Origin of the sequence: Nonomuraea rhodomycinica (genome assembly GCF_013363995.1) — a bacterium.
Classification (GTDB): domain Bacteria; phylum Actinomycetota; class Actinomycetes; order Streptosporangiales; family Streptosporangiaceae; genus Nonomuraea; species Nonomuraea rhodomycinica.
The window spans coordinates 2,086,195-2,105,038 of sequence record NZ_JABWGO010000001.1; the positions used below are offsets into that span (position 1 = coordinate 2,086,195).

Annotated in this window: 18 protein-coding genes; 11 read left to right on the forward strand and 7 right to left on the reverse strand. The window is 74.3% G+C overall.

From position 1 onward, the window contains the following. The first annotated feature begins 3 nt into the window (after positions 1–3). The 7 genes from HT134_RS09560 to HT134_RS09590 all read left to right on the forward strand — a co-directional run bounded on the left by HT134_RS09560 (position 4) and on the right by HT134_RS09590 (position 8,225). Positions 4–1,464, forward strand: a complete 1,461-nt coding sequence (locus HT134_RS09560; RefSeq protein ID WP_246363602.1) for an FAD-linked oxidase C-terminal domain-containing protein — start codon at positions 4–6, stop codon at positions 1,462–1,464. Then, entirely contained in the window at positions 1,464–2,654 is a 1,191-nt protein-coding gene (locus HT134_RS09565) for an FAD-binding oxidoreductase (protein ID WP_175599769.1), read from the forward strand. Before HT134_RS09560 ends, HT134_RS09565 begins: the two co-directional genes overlap by 1 nt. Before the next feature lie 29 nt (positions 2,655–2,683). Continuing rightward, positions 2,684–3,886: a (Fe-S)-binding protein gene (locus HT134_RS09570; RefSeq protein ID WP_175599770.1), complete on the forward strand. Its 1,203-nt coding sequence runs from the start codon at positions 2,684–2,686 to the stop codon at positions 3,884–3,886. 43 nt (positions 3,887–3,929) lie between these two features. After that, positions 3,930–4,682 carry an IclR family transcriptional regulator gene (locus HT134_RS47585; RefSeq protein WP_175599771.1) on the forward strand — a complete coding sequence of 251 codons (753 nt, stop codon included), beginning with the start codon at positions 3,930–3,932 and terminating at the stop codon, positions 4,680–4,682. Positions 4,683–4,757: 75 nt separating this feature from the next. Then, positions 4,758–4,970, forward strand: a complete 213-nt coding sequence (locus tag HT134_RS09580) for a DUF2277 domain-containing protein (RefSeq protein WP_175599772.1) — start codon at positions 4,758–4,760, stop codon at positions 4,968–4,970. A gap of 101 nt (positions 4,971–5,071) precedes the next feature. Continuing rightward, complete coding sequence (locus HT134_RS09585; protein ID WP_175599773.1) at positions 5,072–6,997, forward strand: zinc metalloprotease; 1,926 nt, start codon at positions 5,072–5,074, stop codon at positions 6,995–6,997. 202 nt (positions 6,998–7,199) lie between these two features. Continuing rightward, complete coding sequence (locus HT134_RS09590) at positions 7,200–8,225, forward strand: M23 family metallopeptidase (RefSeq protein ID WP_175599774.1); 1,026 nt, start codon at positions 7,200–7,202, stop codon at positions 8,223–8,225. An 88-nt stretch (positions 8,226–8,313) separates the two neighbouring features. Here HT134_RS09590 and HT134_RS09595 read toward each other — a convergent pair whose 3' ends face one another. Next, complete coding sequence (locus tag HT134_RS09595; protein ID WP_175599775.1) at positions 8,314–8,802, reverse strand: hypothetical protein; 489 nt, start codon at positions 8,800–8,802, stop codon at positions 8,314–8,316. A 92-nt stretch (positions 8,803–8,894) separates the two neighbouring features. Between HT134_RS09595 and HT134_RS09600 the strand changes: the two genes are divergently transcribed. From HT134_RS09600 to HT134_RS09615, 4 genes are all read left to right on the forward strand, one after another. Continuing rightward, positions 8,895–9,572 carry a response regulator transcription factor gene (locus HT134_RS09600; protein ID WP_175599776.1) on the forward strand — a complete coding sequence of 226 codons (678 nt, stop codon included), beginning with the start codon at positions 8,895–8,897 and terminating at the stop codon, positions 9,570–9,572. Next, on the forward strand, positions 9,569–10,807 hold the full coding sequence (locus HT134_RS09605) for a sensor histidine kinase (RefSeq protein WP_175599777.1): 1,239 nt from the start codon (positions 9,569–9,571) through the stop codon (positions 10,805–10,807). The genes HT134_RS09600 and HT134_RS09605 overlap by 4 nt, the downstream gene beginning before the upstream one ends. A gap of 133 nt (positions 10,808–10,940) precedes the next feature. Beyond that, a complete protein-coding gene (locus HT134_RS09610) occupies positions 10,941–11,186 on the forward strand; it encodes a hypothetical protein (RefSeq protein ID WP_175599778.1) in 246 nt (81 codons plus the stop codon). 114 nt (positions 11,187–11,300) lie between these two features. Then, the gene (locus HT134_RS09615; RefSeq protein ID WP_175599779.1) at positions 11,301–11,681 is read left to right on the forward strand and encodes a PepSY domain-containing protein; all 381 of its coding nucleotides are present in this window, start codon (positions 11,301–11,303) and stop codon (positions 11,679–11,681) included. Between the two features lie 290 nt (positions 11,682–11,971). On the opposite strand, the gene HT134_RS09620 is transcribed toward HT134_RS09615, so the two are convergent. The 6 genes from HT134_RS09620 to dapF form a co-directional block, all read right to left on the reverse strand. Beyond that, on the reverse strand, positions 11,972–12,655 hold the full coding sequence (locus HT134_RS09620) for an HNH endonuclease family protein (RefSeq protein ID WP_312888047.1): 684 nt from the start codon (positions 12,653–12,655) through the stop codon (positions 11,972–11,974). 764 nt (positions 12,656–13,419) lie between these two features. Next, positions 13,420–13,977: a hypothetical protein gene (locus HT134_RS09625; protein ID WP_175599780.1), complete on the reverse strand. Its 558-nt coding sequence runs from the start codon at positions 13,975–13,977 to the stop codon at positions 13,420–13,422. A gap of 268 nt (positions 13,978–14,245) precedes the next feature. After that, on the reverse strand, positions 14,246–14,608 hold the full coding sequence (locus HT134_RS09630; protein ID WP_175599781.1) for a phosphomannose isomerase type II C-terminal cupin domain: 363 nt from the start codon (positions 14,606–14,608) through the stop codon (positions 14,246–14,248). A 289-nt stretch (positions 14,609–14,897) separates the two neighbouring features. Continuing rightward, on the reverse strand, positions 14,898–17,174 hold the full coding sequence (locus HT134_RS09635) for a tetratricopeptide repeat protein (protein ID WP_175599782.1): 2,277 nt from the start codon (positions 17,172–17,174) through the stop codon (positions 14,898–14,900). Between the two features lie 19 nt (positions 17,175–17,193). Further along, on the reverse strand, positions 17,194–17,949 hold the full coding sequence (locus HT134_RS09640) for an SCO6745 family protein (RefSeq protein ID WP_246363604.1): 756 nt from the start codon (positions 17,947–17,949) through the stop codon (positions 17,194–17,196). A gap of 52 nt (positions 17,950–18,001) precedes the next feature. Further along, complete coding sequence (dapF, locus tag HT134_RS09645; RefSeq protein WP_175599783.1) at positions 18,002–18,814, reverse strand: diaminopimelate epimerase; 813 nt, start codon at positions 18,812–18,814, stop codon at positions 18,002–18,004. Between the last annotated feature and the right edge of the window lie 30 nt (positions 18,815–18,844).

Here is an 18,844-nt window from a genome sequence, read left to right on the forward strand (position 1 = left end):
CGTATGACCCCGAGCCCGTCCCCCGCGATCGCTCCCCTGACGGCCGCCCTGCGCTCGGCCCTGCCCGGCGACTCGGTGATCACCGATCCCGTGCGGCTGCGCACGTACGAGTGCGACGGCCTGACCTACCACCGGGCCGTCCCCGGCGTGGTGACGCTGCCGGAGACGGCCGAGCAGGTGGCGCTGGTGGTGCGGCTGTGCAACGAGCACGGCGTGCCGTTCGTGGCCCGGGGCTCCGGCACCGGGCTGTCGGGCGGCGCGCTGCCGCGCGAGGACGGCGTGCTCATCGTCACCTCGAAGATGCGCCGCATCCTGGAGATCGACCTGCCGGACCGGCGGGCCGTGGTGGAGCCGGGCGTGACGAACCTCGCCATCACCGAGGCCGTGCGCGACCGGGGCCACTACTACGCGCCCGACCCGTCCAGCCAGCAGGTGTGCTCCATCGGCGGCAACGTGGCCGAGAACTCCGGCGGCGCCCACTGCCTGAAGTACGGCTTCACCGTCAACCACGTCGAGGCGTGCGAGATCGTCACCCCCGACGGCGCCCTGGTCCGGCTCGACCGCATGGACCCCGGCTACGACCTGCTCGGCGCGTTCGTCGGCTCCGAGGGCACGCTGGGGATCGCCACCAAGGTCACGGTACGGCTGAGCCGCGCGCCGGAGGCGGTGACGACCGTGCTGGCCGCGTTCCGGAGCATCGAGGAGGGCGGCCGGGCGGTGTCGGCGATCATCGGCGCGGGCATCGTGCCGGCGGCGATCGAGATGATGGACGCGCTGGCCATCGAGGCCGCCGAGGCGGCCGTGGCCTGCTCCTACCCGGCCGGCGCCGGCGCGGTGCTGATCGTGGAGCTCGACGGCCCCGCGGCCGAGGTGCAGGCGCAGTTCGCGCGGCTGCGCGAGCTGTGCTCGGGCGCGTTCGAGCTGCGGGTGGCGGCCGACGCGGCCGAGCGGGCGGCCGTGTGGCGGGGCCGCAAGTCGGCGTTCGCGGCGGTGGGACGCATCAGCCCGGCCTACATCGTGCAGGACGGCGTGGTGCCGCGCACCTCGCTGCCACGGGTGCTGGCCGCCATCGACCGGCTGTCGGCCGAGCACGGCATCCGGGTGGCCAACGTCTTCCACGCCGGTGACGGCAACCTGCATCCGCTGGTGCTGTTCGACGACGCCGAGCCGGGCGCGGGCGAACGGGCCGAGGTGGTGTCGGGCGCGATCCTCGACCTGTGCGTCGAGCACGGCGGCTCGATCACCGGCGAGCACGGCGTGGGCGTGGACAAGGCCCGCTACATGCCGAAGATGTTCACCGGCGACGACCTGGACACCATGCAGCTCGTCCGGTGCGCCTTCGACCCGAGGGGGCTGTCCAACCCGGGCAAGGTGTTCCCGACGCCGCGGCTGTGCGGCGAGGTCCCGGGCGTGCGCAAGGGCGTCCACCCGCTGGTCGAGTCGGGGAAGGCGGAGCAGTTCTGATGGCGCGCGAGCTGCTGGAGAAGACCGGCGTGACGCTCAGGGACGCCGTGGCCGACGACGCGGTGGCGGGGGTGACGCCGCGCTGGGTGGCGCTGCCGGAGACGGTCGAGGAGGTCTCGGCCGTGCTGCGCGCCTGCGCCGAGGGCGACCTCGCGCTCACGCCGGCGGGCGGCGGCACGAAGCTGCACTGGGGCGCGCCGCCGGAGCGCTGCGACGTGCTGCTCGACCTGTGCTGCCTGAACGAGGTGCTGGAGCACGCGGCGGGCGACCTGGTGGTGCGCGTCCAGGCCGGGGTGACGATGGGCGCCCTCGCCGGCGTGCTGGCCGCCGAGGGGCAGGAGCTGGCGCTGGACGCGCCGTCCGGGGCCACCGTGGGCGGCACGCTGGCCACCGCCGCGTGCGGCCCGCGCGCCTTCCGGTACGGGGCGGCGCGCGACCTGCTCATCGGCGTCACCGTCGTGCTGGCCGACGGCACCGTGGCCCGCTCGGGCGGCAAGGTGGTCAAGAACGTCGCGGGCTACGACCTGGGCAAGCTGTTCACCGGCTCGTACGGCACGCTGGGTGTGATCGCCGAGGCCGCGTTCCGGCTGCACCCGCTGCCCCCCGACCGGCGCTGGCTGGTGGTGGGCGACGCCCGGCGGCCCCGCGAGCTGGCCGCGGTCCTGGCCGCCTCCCAGGCCGAGCCCAGCGCGGTCGAGCTCGACCGGCCCGGCCCCGGCGCCCCGGTGGCGATGGCCGCGCTGGTCGAGGGCACGGCCGCCGAGGAGCGGGCGCGCGCCCTGCGCGACGCCGCCGGAGCGGGTGAGGTCTCGCCGGAGCCGCCCCCGTGGTGGGAAAGCTCGTGGTGGGACGCGCCGCCGGACGAGGAGGTGCTGGTGGAGGCCCGGTTCCTGCCGAGCGCGCTGGACGGGGTGCTGGAGGCCGCCGACGCGCACGCGCTGCGGCTGCGCGGCTCGCCGGTCTCCGGCCGCCTGCGCCTGTCCCCCGCGGGCGAGGTCACCGAGGAGCGGCTGGCCGCCGCCGTGGCCGCGCTGCGGGAGCGGGCGCACGCCGCGGTCGTGCTGGCCGCGCCGTACGAGGGCGTGGACCGGTGGGGTCCCGTCGGCGCGCTGCCGCTGATGCGGCGGGTCAAGCAGCAATTCGACCCCGGGCGCAGGATGTCGCCGGGACGGTTCGCGGGAGGGATCTGACATGGACCCGTTCGCGGGAGGGATCTGAGATGGACCCGGAGCTGATCGACGACTGCGTCCACTGCGGGTTCTGCCTGCCCACGTGCCCGACGTACGTGCTGTGGGGCGAGGAGATGGACTCGCCGCGCGGCCGTATCCACCTGATGAAGCAGCACGTCGAGGGCACACCGGTCACGCCCGAGATGGCCGGGCACTTCGACGCCTGCCTGGGCTGCATGGCCTGCGTCACCGCCTGCCCGTCCGGGGTGCGCTACGACCGGCTGATCGAGCTGACGCGGGCCGAGGTGGAGCGCGTCCACGAGCGGGAGCCGCGTGAGCGGGCCGTGCGCGAGCTGGTCTTCGGCCTGTTCCCCTATCCGCGCCGGCTGCGGCTGTCCCGGCCGCTGACCGGCCTGACGCGGCGGCTGGCGCCGTTCCTGGAGCGGGCGCACCCGAGCCTGGGCGCGATGGCCGCGCTCACGCCCGTCGTCGAGCGGCGGCAGCGCCTGCCGCGCCTGGTACGCGCCAGGGGGCCGCGCCGCGCCGTCGTGGGCATGCTCACGGGCTGCGTGCAGCGGGAGTTCTTCCCGCAGGTGAACGCCGCCACCGCCCGGGTGCTGGCGCTGGAGGGCTGCGACGTGGTCATCCCGCCGGGCCAGGGCTGCTGCGGCGCGCTCAGCGTCCACTCCGGGCGCGAGGAGCAGGCCAGGCGGCTGGCCCGCCGCACGGTCCGCGTGTTCGAGCGGGCCGGGGTGGACACCGTGGTGGTCAACGCCGCGGGCTGCGGCTCGTCGATGAAGGAGTACGGCGAGCTGCTCGGCGCCGAGCCCGCCTTCCGGGTGCGCGACCTGTCGGAGTTCCTGGCCGAGCTGGGTCCGGTGGCCACGCGGCATCCGCTGCCGCTCGTCGCGGCCTACCACGACGCCTGCCACCTCGCCCACGCGCAGGGGGTACGGGCCCAGCCGCGCGCCCTGCTGGCCGGCATCCCGGAGCTGGAGCTGCGCGAGGTGCCCGAGGCGGCCATCTGCTGCGGCTCGGCCGGCACGTACAACATCTTCCAGCCCGAGGCCGCCCGCGACCTCGGCGACCGCAAGGCCAAGGGAGTGGCCTCGACCGGCGCCGAGCTGCTGGTGTCGGCCAACCCGGGCTGCACCATGCAGATCGCCGCCGCCATGCGCCGGGCCGGGGCGTCGATCAGGGTGGCGCACACGGCCGAGGTGCTGGACGCCTCGCTGCGCGGGGTGCCGCTGTGAGCGCTGTGACGGTGACCGAGGCGAGGGACGGGGGTACGGCCGCGTGAGCGTGCAGTCGATCGAGCGGGCGCTGGACGTGCTGGAGAGCCTGGCCGAGCACGGCGGCGCGGCGGGCCTGTCGGAGATCGCCGCCAAGACCGGCCTGCCGTACGGGACGATCCACCGGCTGCTGCGCACGCTGCTCGCCCGGGGCTACGTGCGTCAGGAGTCCGACCGGCGCTACGCGCTCGGGGCCGGCCTCATGCGGCTCGGCGGGGTGGCCGAGGGCATGGTCGGCGCGTGGGCGCGGCCGTACCTCGCGCGGATGGTGGAGCTGTCCGGCGAGACGGCCAACCTCGCCGTCATGGAGGGCGACTTCGTCGTGTACGTGGCGCAGGTGCCCTCGCCGCGGCGGCTGCGGATGTTCGCCGAGGTGGGCCGGAGGGTCCTGCCGCACAGCACGGCCGTGGGCAAGGTGCTGCTCGCCGACCGCGCCGCCGACGACGCGGTGACGCTGCTGGAGCGCACCGGCATGCCGCGCCGCACCCCGAACACCATCACCGAGGCCGGGGCGATGCTGGCCGAGCTGGACCGGGTGCGGGCGCTCGGCTACGCCATGGACCTGGGCGAGGAGGAGCTGGGCGTGCACTGCCTGGCCGTGCCCGTCAGCGACGGCGAGCGGGTGGTGGCCGCCATGTCGGTGTCGGGGCCGGCCGAGCGGATCGACGCGGTGGACCGCGAGGAGCTGGCCGAGGGCATGCGGGGCATCGCGCGGGCGTTCGGCGTGGAGCTGGCGCCGGTGACGGGCGAGCGCTGACGGCGTCGGCCACCACGGATTCCGACGGTGCCGGCCACCACGGATTCTGACGGTGCCGGCCACTACGGTTGAGGCATGTGCCGAAGCATCAAGACGCTGCGCCCGCCGTACGCCGAGGACGTCACCGAGGACGACGTGCGGGCCGCGGCGCTGCAGTACGTGCGCAAGATCTCCGGCTTCCGCTCGCCCGCCCCGCACAACGCGGAGGCGTTCGAGCGGGCGGTCGAGGAGATCACCCGGGCCTCGGAGGAGCTGCTGGGAGCGCTGAAGGTCCGCGGCTCCCGCTGATCCGCCGCCCGCCACGGGCCCGCGACCGCGCGGGTCGTTGACAGCGGCCCCCGCCGGGAGAAGTCTCCCCGGTGTACCCCATCGGTTCCCAGGGAGCTGCCATGATCAGCGGGCTGTATCAGGGTCAGGACGGCGGATCGCGGCTGGAGCTCCGGGTCGACGTGGACGGCGCGCGGCCCACCGGCCGGGTCAGCGGCGACCTGTTCTCCGTGGCGGGCTCGACCACCACGTACGCCGGCTCGTTCGTGGTCCACTCCCCCACGGTCCGGGCCGAGGGCGACGAGGCGCGCATCGCGGGCCGGGGCGCGTTCACCTTCGAAACGCCCGCCAAGGACGTCACCGTCACGCTGACCGGCGGCTCCGGCACCGCCGAGGTGGCCGGTCACGTCTACCCGGTGGCGTTCGCCTCGCCCCACTTCCGGCAGGTGCTGCTGGAGGTCGACTCGGTCGCCGGGACGGTGCCGTTCGCCTCCTACGCGACCTCGGCCCTGCCGACGCCCGCCGGGTGCCCGCCCCGCGAGCTGAGCGTGGCCGCCGCCTACGCCGAGGCCGGGATCGGGCTGACCGTGGCCGAGCCGGGCGTCATCCCGGCCGACGGCTCCGGCGCCGACCTGGCCTGGGACGACGCCGAGCTGCACCACGCGATGACGCAGCAGTTCAGCCTGTTCGCCGACGCGCCGGCCTGGCGCGTGTGGCTGCTGGTGGCCGGCCGGCACGTGGGCGGCTACCGCGGCATCATGTTCGACTACGACGACGCCCACCAGCGGCAGGGCTCGGCCGTGTTCTACGACGCGATCAAGGGCGACACGCCGCAGGCCCAGCGGGCGCAGCTGCGCACGTACGTCCACGAGCTCGGGCACGCCTTCAACCTGCTGCACTCCTGGCAGAAGAACCTGGCCGCCCCGCCGCAGCCGCTCGGCCCCGACGGCGGCTTCGGCGACCTGTCGTGGATGAACTACGTCCAGAACTACCGTCCCGGCGGCGAACCGGGCTACTGGGCGGCGTTCCCGTTCCAGTTCACCGACGCCGAGCTCGTGCACCTGCGGCACGGCTTCTACCGTGACGTCGCGATGGGCGCCAACGCCTTCGGCACCGGCGCGGCCGAGATCGCGCCGTTCGAACGGCCGGTGGAGGACCTGTCGGGGCTGCGGCTGGAGGTGCGGGCCAAGGAGCGGTTCGGCTTCGGCGAACCGGTCGTGGTGGAGCTGAAGCTGTCGTACACCGGCGAGCCCCGCGTCACCCACGGCCACCTGCACCCCGACACCGAGTTCACGCAGATCGCCATCACCCGGCCGGGCGGGCGCACCGTCCTGTACCGGCCGATGATGCGCCACTGCGTGGACGACTCCGCCGAGGTGCGGCTCGACCCGGGCAACCCGGCCCTGTACCGCAGCGCGTACGTGGGGCACGGCCGCGACGGCCACTACTTCCAGCAGCCCGGCGAGTACCTCGTGCGCGGCCAGTACATCGCCGCCGACGGCTCGCGCATCGTCTCCGACCCGTGCCTGGTGCGGGTGCGCTACCCGGCCGGCGCCGACGACCACCGGGTCGCCGAGCTGATGCTCGGCGAGGAGCAGGGCAAGCTGTTCTCGCTGCTCGGCTCCGACTCGCCGGAGCTGCGCGCCGGCAACGAGGCGCTGGACGAGCTGATCGACCGGTACGGCGGGCACCCCCTCACGGTGTACGCCCGGATGGTCAAGGGACTCAACGCCGAGCGGGAGTTCAAGGCGATCACGGCCGGCAAGCGGCTGCGGGTCCGCCCCCCGGACCCCAAGCAGGGGGTCGAACAGCTTTCGGCCGTGGCCCGCGAGGCCGCGTCGGGCGGGCTCATCGACAACATCACGCTCAACATGGTGATGCGCCGGCTGGCCAGGGCCGAGGCCCGGCAGGGCGACCTCGGCCGGGCCGGCGCCGTGCTGGACCGGATGGTGGCGCTGTTCGAGGACAAGGGCGTCAACCCGATCGTGCTCGGCGGGATCAGGCGGCAGGCGGAGGAGACGAAGACGGCGCTCGGCGCGCGGTCCTGAGGGGGTCGCCGGCCTCGGCATCGCCGGTTTCCGACGCCGTTCCCGCCGGTCAGGGGCGGGTTCGCGGGTCTTGTGCGATTTTCTGGACGTTCTCTGTACGGGCGATCCGCAATCTTGGTCCCCAGCAAGCGCGTTTCGACAGAGCCAACACAGCTCGGGCGCCGTGCGGGACCCGTCCCCGGCGTCCGTGGAAGGAATTCGCATGAGATCCAAAGGGATGCTCACGGTGGGCTTCGCCCTGTTAATCGGCCTTGCATCGGGCCAGGCCGCCGCGTCAGCCAGCACGGTCTGGGCGCCGACGGCGACCACCACGCCCACACCCACTCCCACCGCGACGGCGACGTCGCCCGCCGAGGACGAGGGCGAGGGCGGCGACCCGGCGGACGAGGTGAACGTCCCCTTCGCGGCCACCCTGGCGGCGCCGAAGTTCCAGCTTCCCTTCCCCTGCGGCCAGTCGTGGACCGGCAACTCCAGCAACAGCAGCGCCCACCGGTCCTATGAGATCGACTGGAACCGGGGCAGCACGGCCGACGCCGACCTCGGCGACACCGTGGTGGCCGCGGCGGCGGGCACCGTGGTCATCTCGGCCCACCAGGGCTCGACCAACGGCTACGGCAACCTCGTCAAGATCGACCACGGTGGCGGCTACACGTCCTTCTACGCGCACCTGAACTCGCGCGCCGTCTCGGCCGGCGCCAAGGTCTCCCAGGGCCAGAAGATCGGCACGGTCGGCAAGACCAGCAAGCCGGGCAACAACATCAGCCCGCACCTGCACTTCGAGATCCGCAAGGGCAGCAGCTACCCGTCGAACATCCAGAAGGCCGTCTTCAACGGCGTCACCTTCGGCTACCCGAACCAGACGCTGACCTCCAAGAACTGCGGCGGCGGGGGCAGCACCCCGGGCAACCCGCACACCGCGGCCTCCGTGTGCGGCAGCGGCTTCAAGGTGATCGACCAGCAGGCGCTCGGCACGGCCGGCACCGTCTACCTCACCTACAACAGCGGCAACGGCCAGAACTGCGTGGCGACGATCAAGAAGACGTCGCTCGGCGCCAAGACCACCACCAGCGCCTTCCTGGAAGTGAAGGGCAAGGCCCGCGTCACCGACAGCGGCAAGTTCGACTACTACGCGGGCCCGGCCAAGGCCAGCGCGTCCGGCAAGTGCGTCAAGTGGGGCGGCAGCGCCGGGTCGTCCACCTACACCAGTCCCTTCGAGCACTGCGGCTGACCTTCGACGGCCGCCCGCGCCTGGGGCGGGCGGCCGATCTCAGGTGACCGCGGCCCGTCGTCTCACCCCACGAGACGGCGGGCCGCGGTCACTTCTGCCTGGGCAGGCTCACGGGCCGGCCGCCGGAGCAGACGATCGTCACCTCGACCTCCTCGCCCTCCTCCGGCTCGAACTCGACCTTGGCGCGGAGCGCGGGACCGGGCTCGACGCCGTCCACGGAGAAGCCCTGCGCCGGGCTCCAGGAGCGCAGCCGTACCCGGTCGCCCTCGCAGGAGGCGATGACCGTGCCGCCGGCCGTCTGGAGGAGCCGCCCGCCCGCCGCCGGAGCGGAGGTGCCCGGCGAAGGCTCGGGGGTGGCCGGCGAAGACGCGGGCGTGTCCGGCGAGGGGGCGGGGATGCCGGTCCCCGTGGGGTGGGGGCGCGCGGTCGCGGAGGCCAGCGCGGCCCGCACGTCGTCCCGGTCGAGCACCCGCCCGGAACCGGCCGTCAGGGAGCCGCCCAGCAGGCCGAGCACCGCCACGGCGGCGCCGGTCGCGGCAGCCGCGGTGGCGGCCCACGCCACGACGTACCTCTTCACCGCCCCAGCTTCCCCCGTCCGCCGCTAAGCCGCCGTTAACGCGAGGATAAGAGAGCCGGGCCACCCGTCCGCACCGTCTACGGTTTCCTCATATGGCTGACATCCTGCTCATCGAGGACGACGGGGCGATCCGGACCGCGCTCAGCCGCGGGCTGCGCGACCTGGGCCACGCCGTCTCCTCCTCCTCCACCGCGTTCGAGGGGCTGCGGCTGGCCGTCGAGGACCGGCCCGACCTGGTGGTCCTCGACCTCGGGCTGCCCGACCTCGACGGCGTGGAGCTGCTGCGCATGCTGCGCGCGGTGAGCCGGGTGCCGGTCATCGTGGCGACGGCCCGCGACGGCGACGCCGAGATGGTGCCGGTGCTCGACGCGGGCGCCGACGACTACGTGGTCAAGCCGTTCAGCGCGGCGCAGCTCGACGCGCGGGTCAGGGCCGTGCTGCGGCGCGCCGGCGAGCCCGCGCCCGCCGCGCTGCGCGTCGGCGGCCTCAGCGTGGACCCGCGGGGGCGCGCCGCCACGCTCGACGGCGCGCCGCTGGACCTGACGCCGCGCGAGTTCGACGTGCTGCACTACCTCGCCGCCCGGCCGGGCGAGGTGGTGACCAAGCGGCAGCTCCTGACGGAGGTGTGGCAGCTCCCGTACGGCGGCGCCGACAAGACCGTGGACGTCCACCTGTCGTGGCTGCGCAGGAAGCTCGGCGAGACCGCCTCCGAGCCCCGCTACCTGCACACGGTGCGCGGGGTCGGGGTGAAGCTGGTCGATCCGTCGTGAGGCGCTGGCTCGCGCTGCTGGTGGCGGCCACCACGTCGGTGGTGCTCATCGCGCTGCTGGTGCCGATGGCGCTGCTCATCCGCGCCGTGGCCGAGAACGGCGCGATGAGCCGCGCCACGGGCGCGGCGGCGTCGGTCGGCGTCGCGGCCGGCACCGACGACCTGCCGCTGGCGGTGGAGCGCGTGGAGCTGCCGGTCACGGTGTTCCTGCCGGACGGGCGCACCCTGGGCGCCCCCGCCCCGCGCTCCGAGGCGGTACGGCTGGCGGCGACGGGCCGCAGCGTGACGGCGGAGGCGCCGGGCGGCAGGGAGGTGCTGGCCGCGGCCCAGTCGCCGCAGGGCACGGTCGTGACCCGGGTGTTCGTGAGCGAGGACGAGCTGACGCGCGGGGTGCGCGAGGCGTGGGGCGCGCTGGCGGGCCTCGGGCTGGCGCTGGTGGTGCTCGGCATCCTGCTGGCCGACCGGCTCGCGCTCGCGGTGACGCGGCCGGTGGACGGGCTGGCCCGCGTGTCGCACCGGCTGGCGGGCGGCGACCTGGAGGCGCGGGCCGAGCCAGGCGGGCCGCCGGAGGTGCGGTCGGTGGCGCTCGCGCTCAACCACCTGGCCGGGCGGATCGGCGACCTGCTCACGGCCGAGCGCGAGTCGGTGGCGGACCTGTCGCACCGGCTGCGCACGCCGCTGACGGCGCTGCGGCTGGACGCCGAGTCGCTGCGCGACCCCGAGGAGGCGGCCCGGCTGGGGGCCCGCGTGGACGCGCTGGAGCGGGCGGTGAGCGCGGTCATCACCGGGGCGCGCCGCCGCTCGGCCGGGCGGGAGACGTGCGACGCGGCGGCCGTGGTGCGGGAGCGGGTGCGGTTCTGGTCGGTGCTGGCCGAGGACCAGGGGCGCGAGGTCGAGGTGTCCGTGCCCGCGACGGCCCTGCCGGTGGCGGTGGGCGCGCAGGACCTCGCGGCGTGCGTGGACGCGCTGCTGGGCAACATCTTCGCGCACACGCCCGAGGGCGCGGCCCTGTCCGTGCGGCTCGGGCCGCGCCCGGAGGGGGTGGTGCTGGTGGTGGCCGACCAGGGGCCGGGGTTCGAGCCGGCGCTGCTCAGGCGGGGCGACAGCGGAGGCGGCTCGACCGGGCTCGGGCTCGACATCGCCTGCCGTACGGCGGAGTCGTCGGGCGGCTCCCTCGGGATCTCGCGCGGCCCGGACGGCGGCGCGGTCGTCGAGGTGGTCCTGGGCGCCGGTTGAGTCCGGCGCCGTCGAGCGGCACGGACCCTGGCGGGCGGTCACGGGGTGAGACGAGGGGCCTGGTGGACGGACAGGGTGGGCGGACAGGGTGTGCGGCTGGCGTCGTCGGGTGCCCACGCGGTACACCGGGGGGATGACGCCGTACCTGGTCGGGCCGGACGGGCTCCGGGTGGAGCCGGTCGAACTGCGCGTGGACACGGTCCACTGGCTGTTCGCGCGCATGATCGAGCCCGCGGCCCGGCCGGGCGAGGTCTGGTACCGGGTCACCCGGCACGGCCACGCCCTCGGCACGGGCTACTACCAGCTCGACCAGCTCCAGGAGATCGTGGACCTGGCCGAGCTGCGCGCCCCGGCGGACGCCGGGGAGGAGACGGCCTGAGAGCGCCGTCCGGGGTCCAACCGCGTACGGCGCTAAAAAGTCCATAACCGCGGCTTAGCGCCGGCTTACCGCTCGCCGCGCTTACCTGAGGACATGCAGCTCACGAAGAGATTCATGATCGTCGGTACCGGTGTCGTGCTGTCCATCGCGGGCGGGAGCTACGCGCTGGCGGCGGCCGCCACCTCCGAGGAGGGAGCCCGGGACCGGGCCGTCTCCGTCGCGGCCCCCTCCGCACCCAAGGTGCTCGCCGAGCAGGCGCTCAAGATCGCGGAGAAGGAGGTGCCGGGCGGCTGGGTCGCGCACCTGTCGCTCGACCGGGACGACGACGGCAAGGACGTCTGGGACGTCGACGTCGTCAAGGGCGACACGCGCAGCGACCTGGACATCGACGCCACCACCGGCAAGGTCCTGTCCAACAAGGCCGACGACGACCACCGGGACGACAACGACGGCCGCGACGACCGGGACGACGACCACGACGACGACGGCAACTGAGACGACGACGGCGACTGACCGGACGCCTCCGCTCCGGCGCCGAACCCCCGCCACGTGACCCGCCGCCCTCCGGCCGACCGGCCGGAGGGCGTCTCGAACGGGAGCGAGACCCAGCAGGCCGGAACGCACCCCGCAGACCGGAGCCGGACCCCGCACGCCGGAGCCGGACCCCGCAGGCCGGAGCCGGACCCCGCAGGCCGGAGCCGGACTCCGCAAGCGGGAGGGAGACTCAGCAGGCGGGAGGGGGGCTCAGCAAGAGGGAGGAGGGGCTCAGCGGGCGGGAGGAGGGCTCAGCAGGAGGACAGGATGCCCTGCATGGCGTCCTTCTCGCCGCTCGTGACCCACACGCCGTACTTCGCCTTCACCTCGATCTGCCGGGCGATGTAGGCACACCGGTACGCCTTGCGCGGCGGCAGCCAGGTGGCGGCGTCGGAGTCGCTCTTCTGGCCGTTCAGCGGGCCGTCCACCGCGAGCAGGTTGAGCGGGTCGTTCGCGAACTCCTTGCGCTTGGCGGCCGTCCACTGCTGGGCGCCCTTCTGCCAGGCGTCGGACAGCGGCACCAGGTGGTCGATCTGCACGTCCGTGCTGGTGTCCTGGCCGCGCTTGAACTGGATCGTCTTCCCGCTGTAGGGGTCGTCCAGGACGCCGCTGAGCACGATGCAGTCGTGCGTGCCGGCCTTGAACTTCTCGTCGCGCAGGTCGCGCTTCAGGATGTCGTTGCGCGTGTCGCAACCGTTGCGGTCGACGTCCGCCCACGCGGGCCCGAACTTGTCCCGTTCGAAGCCCGTCCGCGGCGCCCGGCCCTTGACCTCCAGCTTTCCGAGCTTCTTCCGCGCCTCTCCGACGTCGATCTTGTCGGACTTGGACGACGAGGACGAGGTGCCGGTGTCCGCCCCCGTCCGGGCCTCCAGGCCCCCACATCCGGCGAGCGCCACCACCGCCGCTAATCCAGCCAGACCAGCCCGAACCCGCACGTCCACTCCCCCAGACTTCAGAATGGTGTAAAGCCTAGGTAGAGAAATTACCCTTAATCACCCAAGTATCCCGCCATGGCGCTGAGGTGCCATTTCATCAGGTACGCGGTGTACCAGGCGGTGACGCGCGCCGACCAGGGCAAAGCCCCCGCCGGGCGCCGGCGCGAAGGGGAGGGGGCGGCTCGCGGTGGCGGGGAAGCGTCCATACCCTGGGGAAGGTGGAGGACGTCGTACACGTCGGCGAGGTTCCCCAGGCCGGGCTGCTCGGCGAAGCGCGGCGCCGGCCGGACCTTATCGACGCGATCGATCTCACACTCGTGCGGGCCGACCGGGGGGTCACCCGCCACGAGCCGCTCGGCCACGGCCTCAGGCACGCTCGCCGAACCCCTCCCCCGCACCGCCCCCAGGCCGCCCCCTCGGCGCCACGGGACGAGCCGCTCCTGACTTCCCCGCACTCCGCGCTGGTCCGCGCCACGTGCCCACACTTCACGGCTCGCCCCCACCGCCGCGCCCCGGCCGCCGGACGAGTAGAGCCCGCCCAGCACCCGCGCGCGACCGACCAGCAGGCACCATTCCGCGCAGCGCTCGAGGCCGCCCAGTCGCCACAACCACCGCAGCCGCTCAGGGCCGCCTCATCGCTAGAGCCACGCCGGCCGCTCAGGGCCGCCTCATCGCTAGAGCCACGCCGGCCGCTCGTGGCCGCCTCATCGCTAGAGCCACGCCAGCCGCTCAGGGCCGAGCAGTCGCGCAGGCGTGCATCGCTGTCAAGCGAGCGGCAGGCCCGATCGCGCAGAGCACTCGTCTTCGAGGAGCAGCCGTGCCGGCACGCGTCGCTCCAGTCCGGCCAGCAGGCACCATTCCGCGCAGCGCTCGAGGCCGCCCAGTCGCCACAACCCCGCGCACAGGTCGGCGGCGAGCGGCGCGGCCGCGTAGCCCCGCGCTCCGACCCGGCCGTACTGGGACGGCAGGCCGGTCCGGCGCTCGCAGGAGACGAGTTCCGCCCCGCGGGCCCTCGCTCCGACGCGGCCGTGCTGGTGGAGCAGGCCGCTCCGGCATGCGCAGGAGACGATCTCCGCCCCGCAGCCCCTCGCTCCAACGCGGCCGTGCTGGTGGAGCAGGCCGCTCCGGCATGCGCAGGAGACGATCTCCGCCCCGCAGCCCCTCGCTCCAACGCGGCCGTGACGGTGCGGCAGGCCGGTCCGGCGCTCGCAGGAGGCGGCCTCCGCCTCGCCGACCCGGTCGAAGTGTGGCCGTCCACCGCTCTCGCCCCGGCCGCGGCCCAGCCCGCCGCGGCAGGTGACGCCGCAGGCGAACTCGGGCACCGCCGGGGACGGCCTGGCCGGGAAGAGCAGGGCGCGGGCGTGCGGGCCGGGGTCTCCGGCGGTGTGGAGGCGGCCCTGCTGTGCGACGGTGAGGTCGGTCCGGCCGCGTTCGGCGGGTTCGCCGACCAGACCACGGCCTGCGACGCAGCAGCCCGCGACGACGAGACGCGGCCGGCCTACCCCGCGCCCTCCGGGTTCTTATTACGCAGCCGCCACCGGATCACGCGACGACCGAAGAAGGAAGACAGCCGGGCAGGGCCACGGGGTGTCAGGAACGCCCGTAGGCGTCCTCGAGGCGCTCGATGTCGTCCTCGTCGAAGTGGCCGAACGCGATCTCCAGGATGCGGGTGGCCGGGCCGGAGGAGCTCAGCCGGTGGGTCTGCCCGCGCCGGATCAGGATGCGCTCGCCCACCTCGGGCTCCACGCGCTGCCCGTCGACCTCGAACACGCAGCCCGGGTCGAGCGCCACCCACAGCTCGTCGCGGTGCTCGTGCCGCTGGAGGCTCAGCCGCTCCCCGGGCAGGACCTCGATGATCTTGACGGTGGACGGCTCGTTGAGCGTGAACCGCTCGAAGCCGCCCCAGGGCCGCTCGTCGCGGATGACCGCGGCCAGCCTGTCGATGTCCTGCATGGTCCCCTCCACGTGTGCCGCGCGGGCAGACGCGCCCGCGCGTGGTGTACGGCGCCGGAGCGGTCCCGGGGCGCGTCCGGGCCCGCTCCGATCCGCAGCGCAAGCTATCAGGTGATCCACCGGAGCCACCCGGCGGATCACACCGTCGCGCCCCACCGGCGTGATCCCGCGGATCACCCTCCGCAGGGCGCGACGTCCGCGGCCTCGCTCAGAGGCCGCACTCCACTGGCCTCGCTCAGAGGCCACACTCCGTCGGCCTCGCTCAGAGGCCACACTCCGTCGGCCTCGGTCAGAGGCCGTACTCCTTCACTATGCGCTCGTGCCGCTCGACCTCGACGTTCACCTCGCGGGCCAGGTCGAGCCAGGCCAGCGGGTGCGACCAGCGCTCGGTGGCGTCGTCGAGCAGGGCGTCGACCTCGACCGCCGACACGCCCGGGGGCACCGCCACCCAGCCGAAGACGCCGGGCAGCGCCTCGCCGCTGGTGGGGTGGGTGACCGTGTAGTTCTCGTCGCTGTAGACCCACATCGGCCAGCCGCGCTCGGCCATGGTCTCGGTGAAGTCGGCCCAGTCGTCCTCGGCCGGCGCGGCGCCGTCGAAGAAGTAGCTGGTGTAGCCGCCGGGCCGCAGGATGCGCACCGCGGCGAACGGCGGCACGAAGTTCTGCGCCTCCTGCGGGTCCTCCGGCACCGGCTCCAGGAGCTGCGGGTCGAACACGACGAGGTCGCCCGCGTTGTAGTCCATGCCGCGCGGCTGCGGCAGGGCGAGGCGGGCGGTGGCCGGGCCGGTGCGGATGGACAGCACCTGGCGCTGGCCGCCGTCGGGCGCCGGGAGGATGACCCGGATGAGGCCCATCTCCTCCTCGATCGGCCCCGACGTGGACTTGATCGGCATGCCGATCTTGGCCGCGCCCTTGCGCACGGTGTCCCAGTCCTCGGCGGAGGTCGCCATGACGATCATGCGCCAGGTGTCCTCCTCGGTGAGCTCGTCGAGGATCTCGAGCAGCGCCTGGGCGCCCTTGGCGTTGTCGTCGAGCTGCTGGGCCGCGGCGCCGACGATGCGCCGGGCCTCCAGGCCGGCGCCCGCCGCGACGGCGTGCTCGGCCTCCTCCAGCGCCTGCTGCCAGCGCTCGCGCGCCATGTGCAGGCGGGCCAGCGTGAGGTGCTGCTGGTCGTGCGGGAGGAGCGCGGCCATCTGCTCCAGCCGCTCGTCCTGGCGGGCCTCGACGAGCAGGGTGGTCAGGTAGGCGATGTCGTCGGCGTCGGCGGAGGCGACGTCGCCCTCGTCCACGAGCAGCTTCCAGTAGATGTCGGCGCCCGTGGCGGGGTAGCCGAGGTAGCCGAGCGTGGTGGTGTGCCGGCGGGTGGTCTCGAGGTCCTGACCGGACAGCGGGGACAGCCAGCCGGCCCAGCGCTCGGGGTCGGCGTTGTGGCCGTCGGCGGCGTCGAAGTAGGCGACGCGCTCGGCGACCGGGCCGGGCGCGGGCGGCTCGGGGGTGGCGTCGGCGGCGGCGCGCAGCGCCGCGACGCGCTCGGCCAGGCCGGTGCTGTCGCGCAGCTCGCCCATGCCGGACTCGGCGAGGTCGGCCAGCAGCCGGGCCTGCCACACGCCCTGCCGGGCGATGGCCAGGTCGCCGGCGACCAGGGCCAGCTCGACGCGGGCGCGGTAGCCGCCCATCATGCCGAAGTAGTCGATCCACTGGCGGATCACGCGGCCGAGCTGCCAGGTGTTGGTGATCTGGGACGAGCCGGCCAGCAGGCTGACCGCGCGGGTCCACTCGACCCAGGAGCGCGGGTGCTCGCCCACGACGTCGAGGTCGGGCAGCGCGTCGACGGCCTCGGCGACCCGGCCCAGCGTGGCGAGGATGAGCGCGCGGCGCACGCCGTCGCGCTGCGCCTTGGCCACCGGGTCGTCGGCCTGGAAGTCGGCCGCGGCCTGCAGGGCGCTGAGCGCGTCCTCGGCGCGGCCGGCGGCCAGCAGCGCGCGGGCGCTCTCGGCGCCCAGCTCCCAGCTCGCCTGGCGGCCGGCGGCGACCAGCCGCTCGACGGCGGACTCGGCGTAGGTGACGGCCTCGCCGGCCCGGCCGGCGTCGGTCAGGGCCGAGACGTACTGCGTGACCAGGCCGGTGTAGACCGGGTCGGCCGGGTCGGCGGCCTCGATGGCCGGGCCGAGCTTCTCCAGGCGCAGGGCCGCGTAGCCCGGGCCGTCGGCGTTGGCCCAGGCGAGCGCGAGCGCCTCGACCGCCGCCGGGGCGGCCGGGCAGTCGCGGACGTCTTCGCGCTGGGCGAACGCGAGAAGCTGCTCCGCGTCGCCGATCGCGACCGCGCCCTGGGCGCGGTCGCCGACGCGGCCGATCAGGTGCCAGTAGCGGGCGTAGAACTCCAGCCAGGGCAGCTCCAGGGTCTCCGCCTGCTGCGCGATGGCCGGGGCCATGACGTCGAGCTGCGGGTAACGGCCCTCGTAGGCCTGTGCGGGGAGGTCTCCCAGCGCCATGGCGAGGCCCACGTTGCCCGCCTCGGAAAGCTGCTGCTGGGTGTCGCCGACCCAGGCCCAGATGTCCACGTCCATGGCATGCCAGTCTGCCAGGTCAATGACCCTGCCCAAAACGCAGAAGCTCGATGAGCTCGTCCGATTCATCCTCGTTAAGCACCGAAAAAACCGGTGCCAGGAGTTCGTCCGTGGCGTCCTCCACCGCTGCCCGGCGGGCGACGAGCTCGGGCGTCGGCTCGGGATACGGCTCGGGCCACTGGAAGAATCTCGCCATCGTCTCCCCGGTCACGTGCCCGAAGGGCGATCCGTCGTGCGCTCGGGCGAGCATCGCCTCCAGCGGGCTCATGCCCGCCGCGATCACCGCGTTGGCGTGCAGGCCGCCGCGCAGCTCGCGTACGACGTGCATGAGCTGCGCGGCCCGCGCGGGCGGGTCGTCGGGCAGGGGGACGGCGCGCCACCCGGCGAACAGCGGCGCGCCGGGCGAGGGGGCCCGCGCGACGACCCGTTCGAGCAGTTCGGCGATCCGGGCGCAGCCGTCGTGTTCGCCGAGCTTGCGCCGCCCCCACGCGTGGCAGACCCCGGCGTAGAGCTCGACCGCCTCCTCGGCGGGCAGCTTGCGCCCGCCGTTCCAGCTCTCCTCGACGTGGGCCGGCGGGAAGAAGACCGCGACCGAGGTGACGACGTCGGCCGCGCACTCGCCGAGGACGCCGCAGCGCCCGCGGAAGTACAGCTCGCGGGCGCCGAGACCGAGCTTCTCGCACAGCGCCTTGGCCTCGCGCGAGAGCATGAAGCCGCCGCCGTACTGCCCGATGGGCGCCTTCACCTGTCGTGCGGTCGTGCGTGGGTCGGCCATGGGTCCACCCCTCTCGGTTCGGGAAGTGGACCCAGCATCGCTCAAGAGAACATTATTCTGCAAGCATGAGCTCGCCGGCCGCGACGATCACGGCGGGGCCCGCCAGGTAGCTGGTGTCCGCGGTGAGCGTGACGGTCAGCGTGCCGCCCGGCACCTCGATGGTCCAGGAGCCGGTGCTCTCGCCGCTGAGCGCCGCCGCCGCGACGGCCGTGGCGACCGCGCCGGTGCCGCACGCGCGGGTCTCGGCCGAGCCGCGCTCGTACACGCGCATGACCGCGCGCGCCGGGCCCACCGCGTTGAACAGCTCGACGTTGACGCCGTGGGGGAAGACCCCCGGGTCGAAGCCCGGCTGGTGGGTGAGGTCGAGCTGGACCACGGGCTCGCCGATGGCGCAGGCCAGGTGGGGGTTGCCCATGTCGACGTGCAGCCCCTCGAACTCCTGGCCCGCGACCGTGGCGACGCTGCGGCCGTGCACGGCGGGCAGGCCCATGTCGACGGTCACGTCGCCGGAGACGTCCAGGCTGACCCGCTTGAGGCCGCCGCGGGTCGCGATCGCGAACTCGCCGGGCTGGGCCAGCCCCGCGTCCACGAGGTGGCGGGCGAAGACCCGGGTGCCGTTGCCGCACATCTCGGCCACGCTGCCGTCGGCGTTGCGGTAGTCCATGAACCACTCGGCCTCGCCCGCGAGGTCGGACACCTCCGGGCTGACCTTCGTGCGCACCACGCGGAGCACGCCGTCGGCGCCGATGCCGGCGCGCCTGTCGCAGATCGCGGCCACGAGCGAGGCCGACAGTTCCAGCTCGCCGTCGGGATCGGGCAGGATGACGAAGTCGTTCTCGGTGCCGTGCCCCTTGAGAAAACGCATCGAACAATTTTATACGGGCCGGCGTAAAGG